The 17,638-nt window shown below is 29.4% G+C and carries 12 protein-coding genes and 1 pseudogene; 2 read left to right on the forward strand and 11 right to left on the reverse strand.

Annotation, left to right across the window (positions count from 1 at the left end):
• Positions 1-3: 3 nt before the first annotated feature.
• From ligA to ACQPVP_RS01025, 10 genes are all read right to left on the reverse strand, one after another.
• Positions 4-1,995 carry an NAD-dependent DNA ligase LigA gene (gene ligA, locus ACQPVP_RS00980; protein ID WP_430846370.1) on the reverse strand — a complete coding sequence of 664 codons (1,992 nt, stop codon included), beginning with the start codon at positions 1,993-1,995 and terminating at the stop codon, positions 4-6.
• A gap of 149 nt (positions 1,996-2,144) precedes the next feature.
• Entirely contained in the window at positions 2,145-5,450 is a 3,306-nt protein-coding gene (locus ACQPVP_RS00985) for a UvrD-helicase domain-containing protein (RefSeq protein WP_430846372.1), read from the reverse strand.
• Between the two features lie 623 nt (positions 5,451-6,073).
• Positions 6,074-6,790 (reverse strand): pseudouridine synthase, encoded by a 717-nt coding sequence (locus ACQPVP_RS00990; protein ID WP_430846374.1) that lies wholly within the window; start codon positions 6,788-6,790, stop codon positions 6,074-6,076.
• An 88-nt stretch (positions 6,791-6,878) separates the two neighbouring features.
• The gene (locus ACQPVP_RS00995) at positions 6,879-7,169 is read right to left on the reverse strand and encodes a hypothetical protein (RefSeq protein WP_430846376.1); all 291 of its coding nucleotides are present in this window, start codon (positions 7,167-7,169) and stop codon (positions 6,879-6,881) included.
• A 139-nt stretch (positions 7,170-7,308) separates the two neighbouring features.
• A complete protein-coding gene (locus ACQPVP_RS01000) occupies positions 7,309-9,375 on the reverse strand; it encodes a triple tyrosine motif-containing protein (protein WP_430846378.1) in 2,067 nt (688 codons plus the stop codon).
• Between the two features lie 126 nt (positions 9,376-9,501).
• Positions 9,502-9,945 carry a YaiI/YqxD family protein gene (locus ACQPVP_RS01005; protein ID WP_430846380.1) on the reverse strand — a complete coding sequence of 148 codons (444 nt, stop codon included), beginning with the start codon at positions 9,943-9,945 and terminating at the stop codon, positions 9,502-9,504.
• On the reverse strand, positions 9,945-11,300 hold the full coding sequence (locus ACQPVP_RS01010; RefSeq protein WP_430846382.1) for a glucose-6-phosphate isomerase: 1,356 nt from the start codon (positions 11,298-11,300) through the stop codon (positions 9,945-9,947). The genes ACQPVP_RS01005 and ACQPVP_RS01010 overlap by 1 nt, the downstream gene beginning before the upstream one ends.
• Positions 11,301-11,600: 300 nt before the next feature.
• Entirely contained in the window at positions 11,601-12,848 is a 1,248-nt protein-coding gene (locus tag ACQPVP_RS01015) for a cation:proton antiporter (protein WP_430846384.1), read from the reverse strand.
• Between the two features lie 2 nt (positions 12,849-12,850).
• Complete coding sequence (locus tag ACQPVP_RS01020; protein ID WP_430846389.1) at positions 12,851-13,459, reverse strand: TetR/AcrR family transcriptional regulator; 609 nt, start codon at positions 13,457-13,459, stop codon at positions 12,851-12,853.
• A gap of 320 nt (positions 13,460-13,779) precedes the next feature.
• A complete protein-coding gene (locus tag ACQPVP_RS01025) occupies positions 13,780-14,598 on the reverse strand; it encodes a peptidoglycan recognition protein family protein (RefSeq protein ID WP_430846391.1) in 819 nt (272 codons plus the stop codon).
• Between the two features lie 245 nt (positions 14,599-14,843).
• Here ACQPVP_RS01025 and ACQPVP_RS01030 point away from each other — a divergent pair.
• Positions 14,844-15,102: pseudogene (locus ACQPVP_RS01030) on the forward strand (ATP-binding protein).
• Here ACQPVP_RS01030 and ACQPVP_RS01035 read toward each other — a convergent pair.
• On the reverse strand, positions 15,053-16,357 hold the full coding sequence (locus ACQPVP_RS01035) for an MFS transporter (protein WP_430846393.1): 1,305 nt from the start codon (positions 16,355-16,357) through the stop codon (positions 15,053-15,055). The pseudogene ACQPVP_RS01030 and the gene ACQPVP_RS01035 sit on opposite strands and share 50 nt — an antisense overlap.
• Positions 16,358-16,533: 176 nt before the next feature.
• Between ACQPVP_RS01035 and ACQPVP_RS01040 the strand changes: the two genes are divergently transcribed.
• Positions 16,534-17,424 (forward strand): LysR family transcriptional regulator, encoded by an 891-nt coding sequence (locus ACQPVP_RS01040; RefSeq protein ID WP_430846395.1) that lies wholly within the window; start codon positions 16,534-16,536, stop codon positions 17,422-17,424.
• The last annotated feature ends 214 nt before the right edge of the window (positions 17,425-17,638 follow it).

Here is a 17,638-nt window from a genome sequence, read left to right on the forward strand (position 1 = left end):
CTTTTACTCCTTTATTAACCCCTCAAACTCCTCTTCGCTTAATACTTTTACACCAAGTTCAAGGGCTTTATTTAACTTTGATCCTGCTTCTTCACCAGCTATTACAAAGTCTGTCTTTTTACTAACACTACCTGATACTTTAGCTCCTAAAAGCTCTAATTCAGCTTTAATTTCTCCTCTTGAATAATTATTTAATGTACCTGTAACTACTACAGTTTTTCCTTCAAAAGGACTTGCTATTATTTCTTTTTCTTCAAATCTTGGATTAACCCCAAGTTCTAAAAGTTCATTTATTGTCTTTAATGCTTTTTCTTCTTTAAAAAACTCTAAAACACATTGTGCTACTATATCTCCAACATCTTGAACAGATACTAAATCTTCAAATGTTGCACTCCTTAATCCTTCTAAAGATTTAAATTTATTAACTAGATCTTTTGCAGTTTTTACACCTACATTAGGAATCCCTAAAGAATATATAAATCTATATAATTCACAATCTTTACTTTTTTCAACTGCATCTAAAAGATTTTGGGCTTTCTTTGGTCCAAATTTATCTAATTGTAATAACTCATCCTTATTAAGCTTATATAAATCTGCCATAGATTTAATGTCTAACTTCTCAAATAATTGTTCAGCAGTTTTTTCAGAAAATCCTTCAATATTCATTGCATCTCTAGAGGCAAAATGAACTATACTCTTAACCATTTGAGGTTTACAAGATAATGTATTTTCACAGAAGTAATGAACTCCATTTTGAACTAAGTGTCCCCCACAAGCTGGGCAATTATTAGGAACATTTATTTCTTCTGTTCCTTCTAATGACTCTTCAACTACTCCCATAATTTCTGGAATAACATCATTAGATCTTCTTACAAATACTTCAGCACCAATCCTTACACCTTTTCTTCTTATATCATCTATATTGTTCAAAGTTGCTCTCTTTACAGTTACTCCTGCAAGTTCTATTGGTTCTAATATAGCTGTTGGTCCAACTCTTCCACTTCTACCAACATTCCACTCAACATCAAGAAGCTTTGTTGTTGCTTCTTGAGCTTCAAATTTATACGCTATAGCCCACTTTGGAAACTTAACTGTATATCCCATAAGCTCTCTAGTTCTTATATCATCAATAGCTATAACTACTCCATCAATATCGTAATTTAAGTCAAATCTTATGTCATTAATATAGTCTATTTCTTTTTCTATTTCCTCAATAGTTGTACAGTATCTAGCATAGTCATCCATAGGAAATCCCTTTTGTTTTATGAAGTTTAACATTTCTTCGTAAGTCTTAAAAGGTTTCCCTTCTTTATATCCTACATCATAGAAAAATGCAGATAAATTTCTCTTTGCTGTTTCCTTTAAATTTAAGTTTCTTAAAGCTCCAGCTGCTCCATTTCTTAAATTTTTAAGAGGTACATCTGCAGTTTTATTATAATTATTAAAGGCTTCTGTAGTCATTATAGCCTCACCATGAATCTCAAACATATCACTATTATCTATTTTTAATGGAATAGATTTTATAGTCTTAACTTGAGCAGAAACTTCTTCTCCAACTTCCCCATTTCCTCTTGTAGCTGCTGCAACTAAAATTCCTTTTTCATCATAAGTTAAATTTACTGTTAATCCATCAAACTTTTTAGTTAATACATATCTAGGAGACGGTAAATCTTCTCCCCTTGCATTCATTTCATTAATAAACTTAAGATTTCTATTATGCCAATCCTTAAGCTCTTCAATACTTTGAGCCTTATCTAAACTCCAAAGTCTAGCCTTATGAGTATATTTTGTAAAGCCTTCTAATACTCTATCACCAACCCTTAATGTTGGAGAATAGGGAAGAACATAATTAGTTTCTTCCTCTAAAGCCTTTAGTTCATAATACCTTTCATCATATTCTTTATCTGTAACAGATGGATTATCTAAAGAATAATACTCATAGGCATATCTATTTAATTCATCTACTAATTCTTCAATTCTTTTCTTTTTATCCAAACAAAACACCTCTTTAAATGAAAAATTAAAAATTAAAAATGAAGAATTATATATGTAATTTTTTTAAATCACTAAAATAATTCTATTCATAAACTCCCCAGGAGTTTATTCATTAATTCTAAATTCTTCATTATTCATTATACATTCTGCTACAGCAGTTCTAGGTTTGCTAATGAAAGCATAAGTATCTTTATCCCTTGGTTATCAAAAGCTATAGTTAGTTTCTTATCGCTTCCTGTATCTGTTATTGATACTATTGTTCCAACTCCAAATTTGCTATGCTTAACTTTTCTTCCTACGGTGACATCATCTCCTGATACATTAGATGTTTGCTTTGGAGATTGTGGTTTTGTCATAGTCATAGAGCTTCCTCTTAAGCTATGTGGATTATTAAATCTATTATTACTTGGGAACATTGATTTTCTACTCTCCTGTGCTCCTCCAGTAGTTGAAACATATTCTTTTAAGTCTGATTTAATTTCTGCTATAAAATCAGATTGAGGATAGGCTACAGTTCTTCCAAATTGTCTTCTAACCTCTGCTGAAGTCATAAATAATTGCTCTTTAGCTCTTGTTATTCCAACATAGCATAGCCTTCTTGATTCTTCCATTTCAGATTCACTATCAAATGAAGAAACTCCTGGGAATATTCCATTTTCCATTCCAACCATAAATACTACTGGGAACTCTAGCCCCTTAGCACTATGAACAGTCATTAAAACTATTGTGTCATCTTCCTCTTCAAGCTTATCTGTATCTTGAACTAAAGAAACTTTTTCAAGGTATGCAGATAAACTCTTATCTTCATTACTTTTTTCAAAATCAACTGCATCAGATACTAATTCCTTTAAATTTTCTATTCTACTCTTATCTTCTATTTCCTTTGACTTTTCTAATTCAGATAGATATCCTGTTTCCTTTAATATAGTTTCAATTAAAACTGATACAGGCAGAACTTCACTCATATCAATGAATCTATTCATCATTTCCATGAATACTTCTATTCCTCCACAGTTTCTTGCAGTAAGAGTTGGAATATTTCTAACTGTACTTAAAGCATCCCATAAAGGTATTTCATAATCGTCAGCAAAATCAGCAACTTTATTAACAGTTGCATCTCCTATTCCTCTCTTTGGAACATTTATTATTCTTTTTAAACTTATGCTATCTGTTGGATTCACCAATACCTTTAAGTATGAAAGCATATCCTTAATTTCTTTTCTATCGTAGAATCTTGTTCCTCCTAGAATTTTATAAGGAATATCATTTCTTCTTAGGCTTTCTTCAAATATACGTGATTGAGCATTAGTTCTATAAAGAATTGCAAAATCCTTAAAGCTCTTATTTTCTTCATTCTTTATTTTATTAATTTGGCTTGCTACAAAATTTCCTTCATCTGAATCTGCATATGCTCTATAAATTTTAATTTTATTACCTGACTCTTGCTCTGTTCTTAAAACCTTACTTTTTCTATTTGCATTATTAACTATAACTACATTAGCTGCATCTAGTATATTTCCCTTTGAACGATAGTTTTGCTCAAGTTTTATTACTTTTGCATTAGGATAATCTTTTTCAAAGTCTAGAATATTTCTAATGTCAGCCCCTCTCCATTGATAGATACAATTATGAACTACTATATCGTTAGCTATATAATTTCTTGCATAATCTATATTTAGATCATAGACATTTCCATTATAATCTTCAAATTCTATAGATACTATTTTATCTTCAATTATATTATTATCTTTTAATATAGCTAGTGCCATACCTTCCTTTAAACTTCCCATAGGCATAAACTTAAAAGTATTATCTGAAGTTAATTTAGCCTTTCTAACTATTTCGAATTCATCATTAACCTCTTCAAGCTTTCTTGAAAATTCTTCTGCATCATCATATAAAGCTCTTTCTGTTTCTATCCTGAAAGTCTTTCTTTGACCATCTCTTACATTAAAGCCTGCATTTATAAATTTATTTTTATCTTCTTCTCCTGAAGAGTTTAATCCTATTCTATGTGAATAGATACCTCTTTCTTCAGACTTACGCCCACCGAAAAAGCTTAAGTTTATTAACTTTCGTACACTTTCTCCTCTAATTACTGCAGAACTTAAATGATGTGGATAATCTTTATATAAAAACTCTTCATCCATTAACCTATCTGCTGCATCAAAGGTATTTATTTCCTTAAATAAATTATCTATTTGCTCTTGGCTTAAAGTTATGTTTCTTCCTCTTGAATTGAATACTATCTTAGGAATACCGTACTTAACAGAATAAAATTCTTCATAATAAGTTGCTTCTCCTCTTGATGAACAAACCTTTATTATCCACATTTTATCTGCTTTTTCTCCATTTAACCTAACTGCTAATCCACTAGCTTTTCTATTTTCTCTACTTCTAATTGATGAAGTTTGACCTATTCTATATCCGTATCCATTTTTATACATAAGATATACGTAATATTTTCCTTCTTCAATTAATACTCTAGAAAATGTTAAATGATTTGGAGTTGATTTAATAACTTTGCCACTTTCAGTAGTTACTTTTACTATCTTGCCTTCATAATTTCTTTTAGAAATATTCTTAACATCCAGTAACTTAGTGTCACCATTACCTACCGCAACTCTTACCTTATTTGATTCCTTCAAATTTTCTATACTTATTTTTCCACTTTCAGATTCAACTAAAGTTCCTTCAACTAAACATTGATCATCATCTCCTACCACACAGATATTCTTATGACTCTCTGCAAGTAGTCTAATTAATTCATATTGAACTTTATTTGTATCTTGATACTCATCTACCATAATATATTGGAATTTTCTTTGATAAAACTCTAAAGTTTCTCTATCTTTTTTAAATAATTCTACTGTCTTAAATATTAAATCATCAAAGTCTAAAGCATTATTTTCCTTAAGTCTTTTTTGATACATTTCGTAAACTTCAGCAATTTTCTTTTCTCTAAAATTACTTTCATTTTCTCTCTTAAAGCTAGAAGGACTTTGCATATTATCCTTTGCCTTACCTATCTTACCCATTATTTCTCTATCGGTTATATCTTTATCGTTTATATTTAATGCCTGCATGCATTCTTTTATAAGAGTTTTTTGATCTGAAGTATCATAAATTGTAAAACTCTTTTTATATCCAAGCTTCTCTATTTCTCTTCTAAGTATTCTTACACAAGTTGAGTGGAATGTTGATATCCACATGTCTTCAGCTCTTTCACCTATTAGCGCTTTAACTCTATCTTTCATTTCCTTAGCAGCTTTATTAGTAAAAGTAATTGCTAAAATTTTATATGGTAAAATTCCTAAATCATCTATCATGTGAGCCATTCTATATGTCAAAACTCTAGTTTTACCTGAACCAGCCCCTGCTAGTATTAATACTTGACCTTCTACAGTAGTAGCTCCTTCGTATTGTTCTTTATTAAGTAATGACTTTAAATCCATCTATACAGCTCCTTTCATATTACTAACATATTATATCATACATATCTTTTATATTGTTGCCTAAAAGTGTTAAATCAATTATATGATTTTTAATGTATAAATCTCTGATACAGTCTAAAGTAAAAAAACTCCCTAAGGAGTTTTTTAATTTAAAAACTTAGAATATCTCTTTTTCTAATACTTCCTTCATTCTAAGTTAATATAATCTATTTTATGCAATATTAAATTCATATTTTATATATTTTAATTTTTTTTATTCATATTTGAAATTAAATATATTCTATTATGCAATTATTGTTAAAACTTCTATCAAATATATATAATAAATTAGTTAATTTCATCTTATTTGAAAGTTTACTGTAATTGTTTTCCTATTAATATTGATAATAATTTCAATACAGAAAACAATTACATTTATTTATAAAAACAAAAAAACGCAACCCTTGGGGCTAGGTTGCGCCTTAGCAATAAGCAATAAATAAAAAGGGGGCTATTTATTCCTTTTATTTATCCTTGCAGAATTATTATAGTGCAAATCTGTATAAAATGCAAGGTATTTTGAAAATATTATTGTATATTTATCATATTATGAATGATTTCAATTCATTTTTTTCAAATATTCGTTAAAATCCTTTTAAAATGTTAACTTCCTCTTCTGTTAACTCCCTATATTCGCCTTCTTCTAAATCCTCATCTAGTTTTAACGTTCCAAATTCTACTCTTTTTAAGTAAATCACATTTTTATCTACAGCTTCAAACATTCTCTTTACTTGATGGTACTTTCCTTCTTGAATAGTAATCATTACTTCAGATCCTTCATCTGAAGCTTCTAATATCTCAAGTGTAGCTTCTTTACATAAGTATCCATCATCTAATGTTATACCTTTTTTAAATTTCTTAACATCATCTTCAGTTACTTTCTTATCTATCTTTGCATAATAAATCTTATCTACCTTCCATTTAGGCGATATTAATCTATGATTTAATTCACCATCATTAGTTAGTAATAAAAGACCTACTGTATCCTTATCTAATCTTCCAACTGGAAATGGATTAAAAACTTGATGCTCAATTTCTAATAAATCAACTACAGTTTCATCTCTATTATCAAAGGTTGCAGAAACTACCCCATCAGGTTTATTCATCATTAAATAAATATATTTTCTATAAAATATTTCTTCACCATTAACTATTATTCTGTCACTTTCAGGATCTACTTGTAGCCCATTATCTTTTACTATTTCACCATTAACTTCTATAAGCCCTTTTTTTACAGCTTGCTTAATTTCTTTTCTACTTCCATATCCTAAATTAGATAAAACCTTATCTAGTCTTTCCATAAAAGCACCTTCCTTCTTAAGTTTTATTTTAAGCCTTTATGCTTTATTTTATTACTTATAGATGAAAGACACAAGGAATAATAATTAATTATTCATTTTTAATTGTGCGATAGCTCACTAAGTCAAATTCCCATCCCATTTCTTGTAATTTATCTAACGTATCTTTAGGTATATCATTTATACTACCTTCCTCTATAAGTTTACAGCTATATATATTTGTTTTTCCAGGATAAGTTTCCATGATTGAGTCGTAAGTGATTTCTATCTTATCTCCACTTTTCAAATCATCAAAAATATTTTCATTTCCTGTTTCATTCCCCATAAGAGTTGGACTACTATCCTCACTAATAATAATGTTGCTTCCATTAGTTGACTTCAAATATATACCAGTCATATAGCTTTTAGTATTTTTAGAGCATCCCCCAAGGAAAATTGTACCAAATGTAAGTAAGGTCAAATATATTAATAACTTTTTCAGATATATCACCTCCTATTGTAGATTTAATTATCTTAATTTTTTATTCTACATTAAATTGAGGCTTAACAGTAAACTCTATATCAGTATAGTCTTCATAATTAACTTTTTTATAATAACTCTTACTTAAAACCAACATTCTATAATCTCCACTTCTATATGGAAGGAATGTATAATAGTTCTTCCTACCATAAGGTTGAACTCTAGTCCAATTTCCTTTTTCCATCATGTAAAACTCATAACAAACTTCTTTTCCACCTTCACTATTAACTTCAAATGTTACTTCTTTTCCTGCAACCACTTCTAAGACATCTGATTTTATCTTAGTATTAGTTACTGGAGTTGCTTCGTTTACATAAAAAGAAACTTCTTTTTTCGCATCATACTCATCTTTACATAATATATTCTTAGCATAAATCTCAAAAGTGTATTTTCCCGGACATTTTGGTTTTATTTTAACGTGCTTACTATTAATAAATCCTGTATCTTCAACTTCATGTCCATTAATCTTAGTTACATATCTTAGTAGAACATTTTTAGTATTTTGAGTTATTAGCTCTGTTTCTATTATATCTCCAACTAAATAAAATTCTTTTTCTGATAACAATAAATAATCTATTTCTGCTTCTTGATAATCTTTTACTTTAAAGAAAATATATTCATGTGCATCGTACTCCCTTGAAGAATATTTATCTATTACCCTTACTTCAACCTCATATTCTCCACTATCCTCTGGAGTAAAATTCACCCAATTCATTGTTCCATAGTTGCTTCTTTCCTTTTCAACTCCATCCTTATATACAATAAAAGAGTATAGAAGCTGTGTACCACCCTCTGCCTTAACTTTTAAGTTTATTGGCTCTCCTTTAATACATCCTCTTGTTTTACTTGAATTTATCTCCAATATATTAACTGGCTTTTCACCTTTTTTATCTATTTTAAAATTTAATTCCTTGGAATCTTCATAGCCTTCATTAAAAGATATATCCTTAACCTTTAAGATAATCTTATATTCTCCTTCTGCCTTTGTGTCCCAACTGAAATTCCTTGCTCTAATATATCCTGTATCTTCTGCTACTGGCCCTTCAACAATATACCTATATAAAACTTCATTTCCTCCTATTACAGAAGATTTAAAATTTACGGTATTACCAGCTAATTGTGGTGAACTTAATTCTGAAGAAAAACTCCTTATTTTAATTTCCTCATATGGCTTAACTAAGTAAATAATAGCGGCCCTGTCATCATAAGCTTTATTTGAGAAAATATCTCTAACATAACATAATATCTTATACTTTCCCTTTTCTCTTTCACATATAGATACTGTATTTTTAGTGGAATAATCTTGAATACAGCTTATTCTTCCATTTAAATCTACTCTTAAAAATTTATATAAAATAGTTCTTGTCTTTTCATAATTAACTCCAACTTTAAATATAAGCTCCTCACCAACTAAAAGACTTTCAGAAAGGCAACTAAATGAGTTTATTTCTAAAACCGGTTGCTCATTTACCTTAAATTTAATAGTAATAAAATCATCTATATTATTTACTGAAGATGGTCTTTTGCATTCAATTAATATTTCTTCATCTCCAACCTTCGTAGTTGTATAAGTTAACTTATTCTCAGTACTATAGTCTTTTAAAAGTTCCCATCCTTGGATCCCTCTAATCCAAAATCTATATAACAATAACTCTTCACTTTCTTCAGAAAGTACATCTAAATTAATTTTTTCACCTAAAGTTAAATTTGTTTTATCTATAGCTACATCTCTAATTAACTTACTATTTTTATTGTTAACTTCAATAATTCCATTTTCTTCAATACCATTAATTATATATTTCATTCTTCTACTATTAGTGAATCCTGAGGATTTATCCCTAGCTTGGACCATTATCATATACTCGCCAGGATTTTTAGGATTCCATTTACATACACTATTATCAGAAAAATCTTCAATTTGCTTCCAGACCAAGTTTCTTTCTCCTGGTACTCCCTCTAGAAATTTGTATTCCAACTCCTCATTTCCTTCTGATATTGCCTTTATATTAATTGTTTCATCTATTGAAGCTGGACTTTCCTTATCAAAAGTTATAATTAATTCACTCATTCTCTCACACCCTATTTTTCTCAATATTACCTAATATTATTATACAATTTACATAACAAAATATATAACGAATTTTGTCAACTGGCAAAAAAAATAAGAATAAACCGTATTTTATATTTCTACAGCTTATCCTCTTATATTACATTCTATTATCTTTATTAAGTTTTTTTCTAATCTTAGGTCGTCTTCTTTTGTCCTTTTTTTAGGATTATTAGTTTTTCCACCTGCACGCCTTATTTTTTGTGATATGTGTCTTTCTTCTAATAATCTGTCAATATTCTCTTCATTATAATAATATCCTTTAGGATTAATAACATAAGCACCTTTTCCTAGTGCAATTGCTGCAACTCCATAATCTTGACTAATAACTATATCTTTTTTCTTAGTAATATTAACTACATACATATCAACACTTTGAAAACCACTATCTACTACCTTAACTTCTCCATATTCTAATTGTATGTAATGATTAATATCACAAAATACTATTAATTCAAGCCCATATTTTCTTGCTATATTTTCAATAATGGAGATGCCTGGACAAGCATCTCCATCTACTATAATTCTCATTATTTTAATTTAGCTTCTAATTCAGCCTTTAATTCTTCAAATCCAGGCTTTCCAAGTAAAGCAAACATATTCTTCTTGTATGCTTCAACTCCTGGTTGATCAAATGGATTTACTCCTAGTAAGTATCCACTTATTCCACAAGCCTTTTCAAAGAAGTAAACCATGTATCCAAAGTAATATGGGCTAAGCTCTGGAATGTTTACTACCATGTTAGGAACTCCACCATCATTGTGAGCTAATAAAGTTCCATTAAATGCTTGCTTGTTAACAAAATCTATAGTTTTTCCAGCTAAGAAGTTTAATCCATCTAAGTTTCCTTCAACTTCTTCTATTGAAACTTCTCTTTTTGCTTTTTCTACATTAAGAACAGTTTCAAACATTATTCTGCTACCTTCTTGGATAAATTGTCCCATTGAGTGTAAATCTGTTGAGAAGTCAACTGCTGCTGGGAAAATACCCTTTTGATCTTTTCCTTCTGATTCTCCAAATAATTGCTTCCACCATTCATTGAAATAGTGTAAACCTGGTTCGTAGTTAACTAATATTTCTACGTTTTTACCCTTATTATATAAAATATTTCTCATTGCTGCATACTTGTAACAATCATTGTTTTTGAAGTCATCAGTTGCATATGCTTCTCTTGCATCTGCAGCCCCTTGCATCATTTCATCTATACTAATTCCAGCTACAGCTATTGGTAATAATCCAACTGCAGTTAATACTGAGAATCTTCCTCCAACATCATCAGGAATTACAAAAGTTTCATATCCCATTTCATCAGCTAATGACTTTAATGCTCCTCTACTCTTATCAGTAGTTGCAAAAATTCTTTCCTTAGCTCCATCAACACCATATTTCTTTTCCATATAGTCTTTAAATACTCTAAATGCTATAGCAGGTTCTGTAGTAGTACCTGATTTAGATATAACATTTACGCTTATGTCTAAGCCATCTATTGCGTCTAAAAGATCAGCTAAATATGTTGAACTAATATTATTTCCAACAAAGAATACTTGTGGAGTTTCTCTCTTATCTTTTCCTAAAACATTATAGAAATTGCTATTTAACATTTCAATAGCAGCTCTTGGTCCTAAGTATGATCCACCTATACCTATAACTATTAAAGCATCTGAGTTTTTCTTTATCTTTTCTGCTGCATTTTTTATTCTTTCAAACTCATCTTTATCATAGTTAACAGGTAAGTCTAACCATCCTAAAAAGTCATTACCTGCTCCTGTACCATTTTCAAGAGTGCTGTGTGCACATCTTACCATTGCTTCCATATTGTTTAATTCTTGTTCTAACTTAACATATGGTTCTACCTTAGATAAGTCTAATCTTAAACCTTTATTCATCATTCTAACCTCCGAATCTTTCTTCGAATTTCTATCGATTAATTCTACGCTGATTAATTCTACTATATTATAACATAATTTAAATTATATAATAAATTTTTTTCAATTAAATATAGCTTTTTGTAAAATTCTATAAAATAATTATCAAATTTTTCTCCTTTATATTATGCTCCTTTTTTTAATTTAAAAACAGAAAAGTAGAATACATATTATCTTGCTCATAGTTTATAAAAACTGGCTTCTAATATGTATCCTACATTTAATTTAATAAATATTTATTAATCTTTATTTTCTCTGCTATTATTGTTCTAATTTAATATGATCTGTATCTTTTTTACCAAATTCACCAGCCAATTCAAATCCCTTTTTGGCAACAATAACAGCAATTACTTCATTTACAACGGCTGCTGCAGCAATAGTTCCTTGAATAATTTCTGCTGATTTAGGATCTGGACCTGCTAAAACAGATACTGCAATACCTGTAAACACAAGAGATACTCCAGAGTGTGGGAGTAATGTTAATCCTAAATAATTTCTAACAGTCTTAGGAGAATTTGTAATGCTTGCACCAAAGAATGCACCAAAATATTTACCCAAAGCTCTAGCAACAATATATATAAGAGTAAATAAACCTGCACCAAGAATCAAATTATAGTCTAATGGTGCTCCAAGATTTAAGATAACAATAATCATTGAAATACCTAAAATAGGATTAAAATCATTCATTATCTTCTCAAGCCTATCTTCTGTTATCATATTAGAAAATGCAGCTGAAAAAGCCATACCCATCAACATAAAATTTAATATTGGCTTAGGCATAATATGATTATTAAAAATAAATCCTATTTCTGAAGTAATTAAAATCATTCCAATAAGAATCACTAAAGTGTCTAATGTTTTACGTTCCTTTTTTAATAATAAACCAGCTAAAAGTCCAGTAGCTAGTCCAATAATTAATGGAAGTAACACAACAATAGGAATCATATACCCTGGTAGTTTCTGTTCAGAGATATTTCCTGCAACAATAGCAATTACTGTAAAAAACACAACAACACCAACCATATCATCTAATGCTGCCATAGGAATCAATGTTTTAGTAACAGGACCATCTGTTTTAAATTCTCTAACAACAGATAATGCTGGTGCTGGTGCTGTAGCCAGTGCAATTCCCCCAAAAATGAAAGCAAGATAAATAGGGCCATCAACAAAATAGAATACAACTCCAAAAACTAATGATACTAAAAAGAAAGTTCCCAAAGATTGTGTTAGAGTTGTTATAATAATTGATTTCCCAGACTTCTTAATTTTTTTCCACACAAGCTCTGTTCCAATCATAAGTCCTACTACACACTCTAAAATACGAACAATATTTTCATACCACTCAGCTTGAAGAATTGAACTATCAAGTATTGATAGAGCATGAGGACCTAATATCATACCAGCGATAAGCCATCCTAAAATTGATGGCAATTTTAACTTTGATACTAGCTTTCCAATAAAAAAAGCAACAATTATAGCAATAATCCATTTAAAAATAAGTAAAGTCATCTTTATTCAATCTCCTTTGCTATTCCATAAAACATAAAATTCAAAATTTTTGTAAGCTTTTGTTCATGATCAGAAATAAGCATTGTAAAATCGGTGCTAGAGTATGCTGAACTACTAAAGTAACCATTAAACATTTCTAACATGAGTTCGTAATATTCTAGTGCATCCTCCTCTGTTACTCCATCACGTAAAGGTAAAGCCTGCAATGCTGAATGATAAATTTTCTTATTTAGTTCATCAAAACCTTTTTTTATCTCCTTTATTTCATCCGCAAGTTTTATTGGTGGTTGTAAAACTGCTTCAAAAAAAAGACGTGCATAAAGCGGATATTTTGAAAAGAAAATAAATCTCAATTCCATATATCTATGTAAATCACTTTCTACATTTTGACTTTCTAAATATTTAGTCACTTCTAAAAAACATTTACTAATGCAGGCAAGATAAAGTTCATCTTTATTCTTAAAATTATGATAAACTAGTCCTTTTGAAATTTTAAAATTATTACAGATATTATTAAGGGAAGACGCAGTATAACCCTTTGTCCCAAATTCTTCAATAGCTGCAGTAATAATCTTTGCTTTTGTAATTTCTGTTTTCTTTTCTTTCTTCATAAATACCCCCAAAATAATAATAGACTACTCAGTCTATTATAGTATATCAATTATAGACCGACTAGTAAATAACTTATTATGAATATAATGTTAAGTAAAAAAGTACTTCTATATAATTTTGCTTATTCCGTTGCTAGCTCCAAGTCATCGCAAAATTAATAGAAGCACTTCAAAGCTGAAGGAGGGAAATTATAAAAAAGTTATTTAAAGGCTAACATCTTTATAATTTCCTAAAGAGTAAAAAAATCTGATGTGTAGTTATTTACCCATCAGAAATCACTTATTTTAACTCTTCCTAATATTCACTTTATTATTTAATATTAAGCTAATACTAAATCTTTTAAATAAACCCAGCTAGATATCTCTTTTAATAATACTCTGTTATCAGTTATCTGGCTTACAGTATAAATACTTTGTTTAACCCAATTAGGTATAGTTTCTCCTGTAGAATAATTAGATCCAATAACCTTTACTTTTGATCCAACTACTATATTATTGCTTAGTTGATATATCTTTATTCCCTTGCTATTAAATACACCATATTCTGGATTTTCATCTGCACACTTTTTAGCATTTTCAAGAACACTAAATGCCCCTATTTGAGGTGTTGCATCTTCCCAAGTTTTTCTTACTCTATAAAGTTCTGTAGTATCATTATAGTTATTAAGCTCTGTTTGAATCATATTTAAAAATCTTTGCCATCCTAAATCAAGAGTTCTGTGCGGACAATATTTACCACTAAAATCCTGATGTCTTCTAATATTGGTAATTGTCCATCCATATTGCTTTAATAACGCAGCTACTTCTTTTGCTGCTCTCTTTTCAGAATTAGTAAATTTATCACCACCTGATTTTGAGTAACAAATTTCTACTCCAATATAATATCTGTTTCCTTCTCCACTTCCTCCATCACCTGCATGCCAGGCATTTCTATTTATTGGTATTCCAAGAATTGCTTCATTATTATCCACTGCAATATGAAAAGATGTAGAGTTAGAGTTAGTCTGCATATACGATATTTCATTTGCTGCTGTCGCATCATTTGCAGTATTATGAATACAAATACCTCTTGGTGACATTGAATAAGGACATTTTAATCTATACTTGTCCGATGAAATAAGTCTTTGAATTAAAGCCATTTTAAATCTTCTCCTTTTATTGTAATTATTCAAGAAATATATTTCTCAATTATTACATACGTACTAGAAAAGTTGATTTTAAAACTTCACAAAAGTATTTATCTCTTTCTTTAATTCTTTTGAATTTATTAACTTTCTTCATATATATTTAAACTCCCATCATGCTAGGGTATAATTTTAGTAGGCAAAGATAGTAAAGAAACTAGATAAAATAAAAGGAGATCTGATGTTAGTATAAAGTACTTATTACAGATGAAATTGGATATTTGCCTATTGATCAATTAGTAGGTAATTTACTTTTTCAGTTAATAACTAAAAGATATGAACATAATTCAACGATAATAACAACTAATCAACCATCTAGTAAATGGGGGAACGAATGCTATCCTTGATAGACTTTTACATCATTCTCATATTATTAGAATTATTGGTCCTTCATATAGAACAAAGGATGTTATTGCTTTTGATGGTTATTTGGTATTATTAATGATACTACAGTCATAATAACAATGAAGCTTAACCCAACTATCATTGAAGTATGGAAAATGGAAATCATAGATACAGAATTTCTGCTAAATACAACCATAGTAGATAGTCCAATTGAACCACCAACTTGATGTGCAACATTAACAAGTCCAGAAGCTGCGCCTGAGTTTTCTGCCTTCGTATTATAAATCCCAAGGTTAGTTAATGGACTCATAGATAATCCCTGCCCCAAACCTAGTAAAATCATCGGTATTCCAACTCCTATAACATAGGAACTTTGTTCATCAAGATATAGCATCCATATAAATCCACAGATAAGAAAAATTGCACCAATTAATAATACATTTTTATTTCCAAAACTTTCAACAAGACGAGGTACAATAATAGCTGCAATAAACAGAGATATTGTCATTGGGAAAAATGCAAAACCTGTTAAAATTGGACTGAATTTAAAAACCTCTTGTAAACATTCTGAAATAAAGAACCAAAATCCAAACATTGCACACATATATAAAGTACGCGCAATATAAGCAACTGTTCGTGTTCTACTTTTAAATAATTCCAATGGCATAATAGGTATACTTATTTTCATTTCCGCAATAATAAATCCAGTCAATAAAATAATTGAAATTAGTAAGCAAAGAGCAGTATTTTTTGCCCCATTTATAGCATACACAAAAGTAAAAATCCCTGTAATTGAAAGAAGTGTTCCAAAAATATTAAACTTGCTTTGTTCAATTTCTTTATATTCCAAGGTTTTAATAGATAGTAACAACATAAATAAAGTAAGTGGTACATTTATATAAAATCCATCTCTCCAGGACATAAAACTTGCAAAAAATCCACCTAAAATAAGTCCTACACTTGAACCTAATCCAGAAATAGAGCTATACCAAGCAACAACTTTTACACGTTCTTCTCCTTCAAAAGTATCCATAAGTAGTGCTAAAGAAGTTGGTGCTAATATCGCAGCTCCTACTCCTTGAAAGAATCGTGAAAAAATCATAACAAAAGCAGTTGTTGAAGCTCCAGCAAGGGCAGAACCAACACAAAATAATATAAGAGCAATATTTATTATCCGCTTTCTTCCAAACACATCGCTCAAACGTCCTCCTAAAAGAATAAATCCACCAAAAGCAAGAATATAGGCATTTTGTACCCATGATAATGTAGATTGATTCAAACTCAAATCTTTTGATATCTTCGTTAAGCCAGTAATTACAATAGATCCATCTATTGCAGTAACAAAATAACTTAGTAAAACTATTGTCAATATAATTCTTTTTTTATTTTTCATAAATAATAACTTCCTCCTTATGTTTATTAATTATAATCAAATATATAATTAATAAAAAATACCTATTTATAATAATTTATAATAGTTTACACCTATGATAAATGTAGCTATACTATAATAAAATTAAAGTTAGAAAGAGGAGAAATACTATAATGGATATTCGTATATTACGTTATTTTTTAGCCGTCGCTAGAGAGGAGAATATTACAAAAGCAGCAAATTCCCTACACATTTCACAACCTTCCCTTTCTGTACAGCTTATGGAGTTAGAACAGGAGCTTGGAAAAACATTATTAATTAGAGGAAAAAGAAAGATAACTCTTACTGAAGAAGGTGTTCTGCTACGTAAAAGAGCTGAAGAAATAATTTCATTGGTTGAAAAAACTGAAACTGAAATTTCAACTAACAAAGAGATTATTAGTGGTGATATTTCAATTGGTGGTGGAGAAACAGAAGCTATGAGTGTAGCTGTTCAAACTGCTATGAGCTTAGCTAAAGAATATCCCAATATTCATTATCATTTATTTTGTGGTGATGCTGAGGCAATAATGGAAAAATTAGATACTGGTCTTCTTGATTTTGGAATTATAATTGAGCCAGTGGATTTATCAAAATATGAACGTCTTCACTTAGCTACAGCTGATACCTGGGGATTATTGATGAGAAAGGACTGCCCATTAGCTACTAAATCTATTATTGAGCCAAAAGACTTGGAGACTATTCCTATTATTGCACCAAAGCGTATTGGACTTCAAAGAGAATTTTCTAGTTGGATGAAAAGGGATTTGCAAAATCTAAATATCGTTGCAACCTATAATTTAATTTACAATGCTTCCTTGCTTGTAAAGGAGGGATTTGGATATGCAATAGCACTTGATAAGCTTATTTATACAGGAGAGGATAGTGAATTATGCTTTCGTCCATTTTCACCTATACTGAAAGGCAACCTTAGCATTGTATGGAAAAAATACCAGGTATTTTCAAAAACCTCTAAAAAATTTATTGAATCATTAACTGAAAGTATTTCAAAAAATAATCCATAGCTATAAATTCATATTAAATTAATAATTAGTTAAAAAATATAAACCTCATTCAAATGAAAATACAAGAAATTTCATTAGCTATTATTGTATCATTTACAGCATTATGAATACAAACTCCCTTGCTTATCATTAAAATTAACATTTTAAGCTATACTTATTAATTTATTATAAACGTTGTAACATATACTAGCCTCTCTACATATTATAGAATATG

Source organism: Clostridium nigeriense, from assembly GCF_050585265.1.
Classification (GTDB): Bacteria; Bacillota; Clostridia; order Clostridiales; family Clostridiaceae; genus Clostridium; species Clostridium nigeriense_B.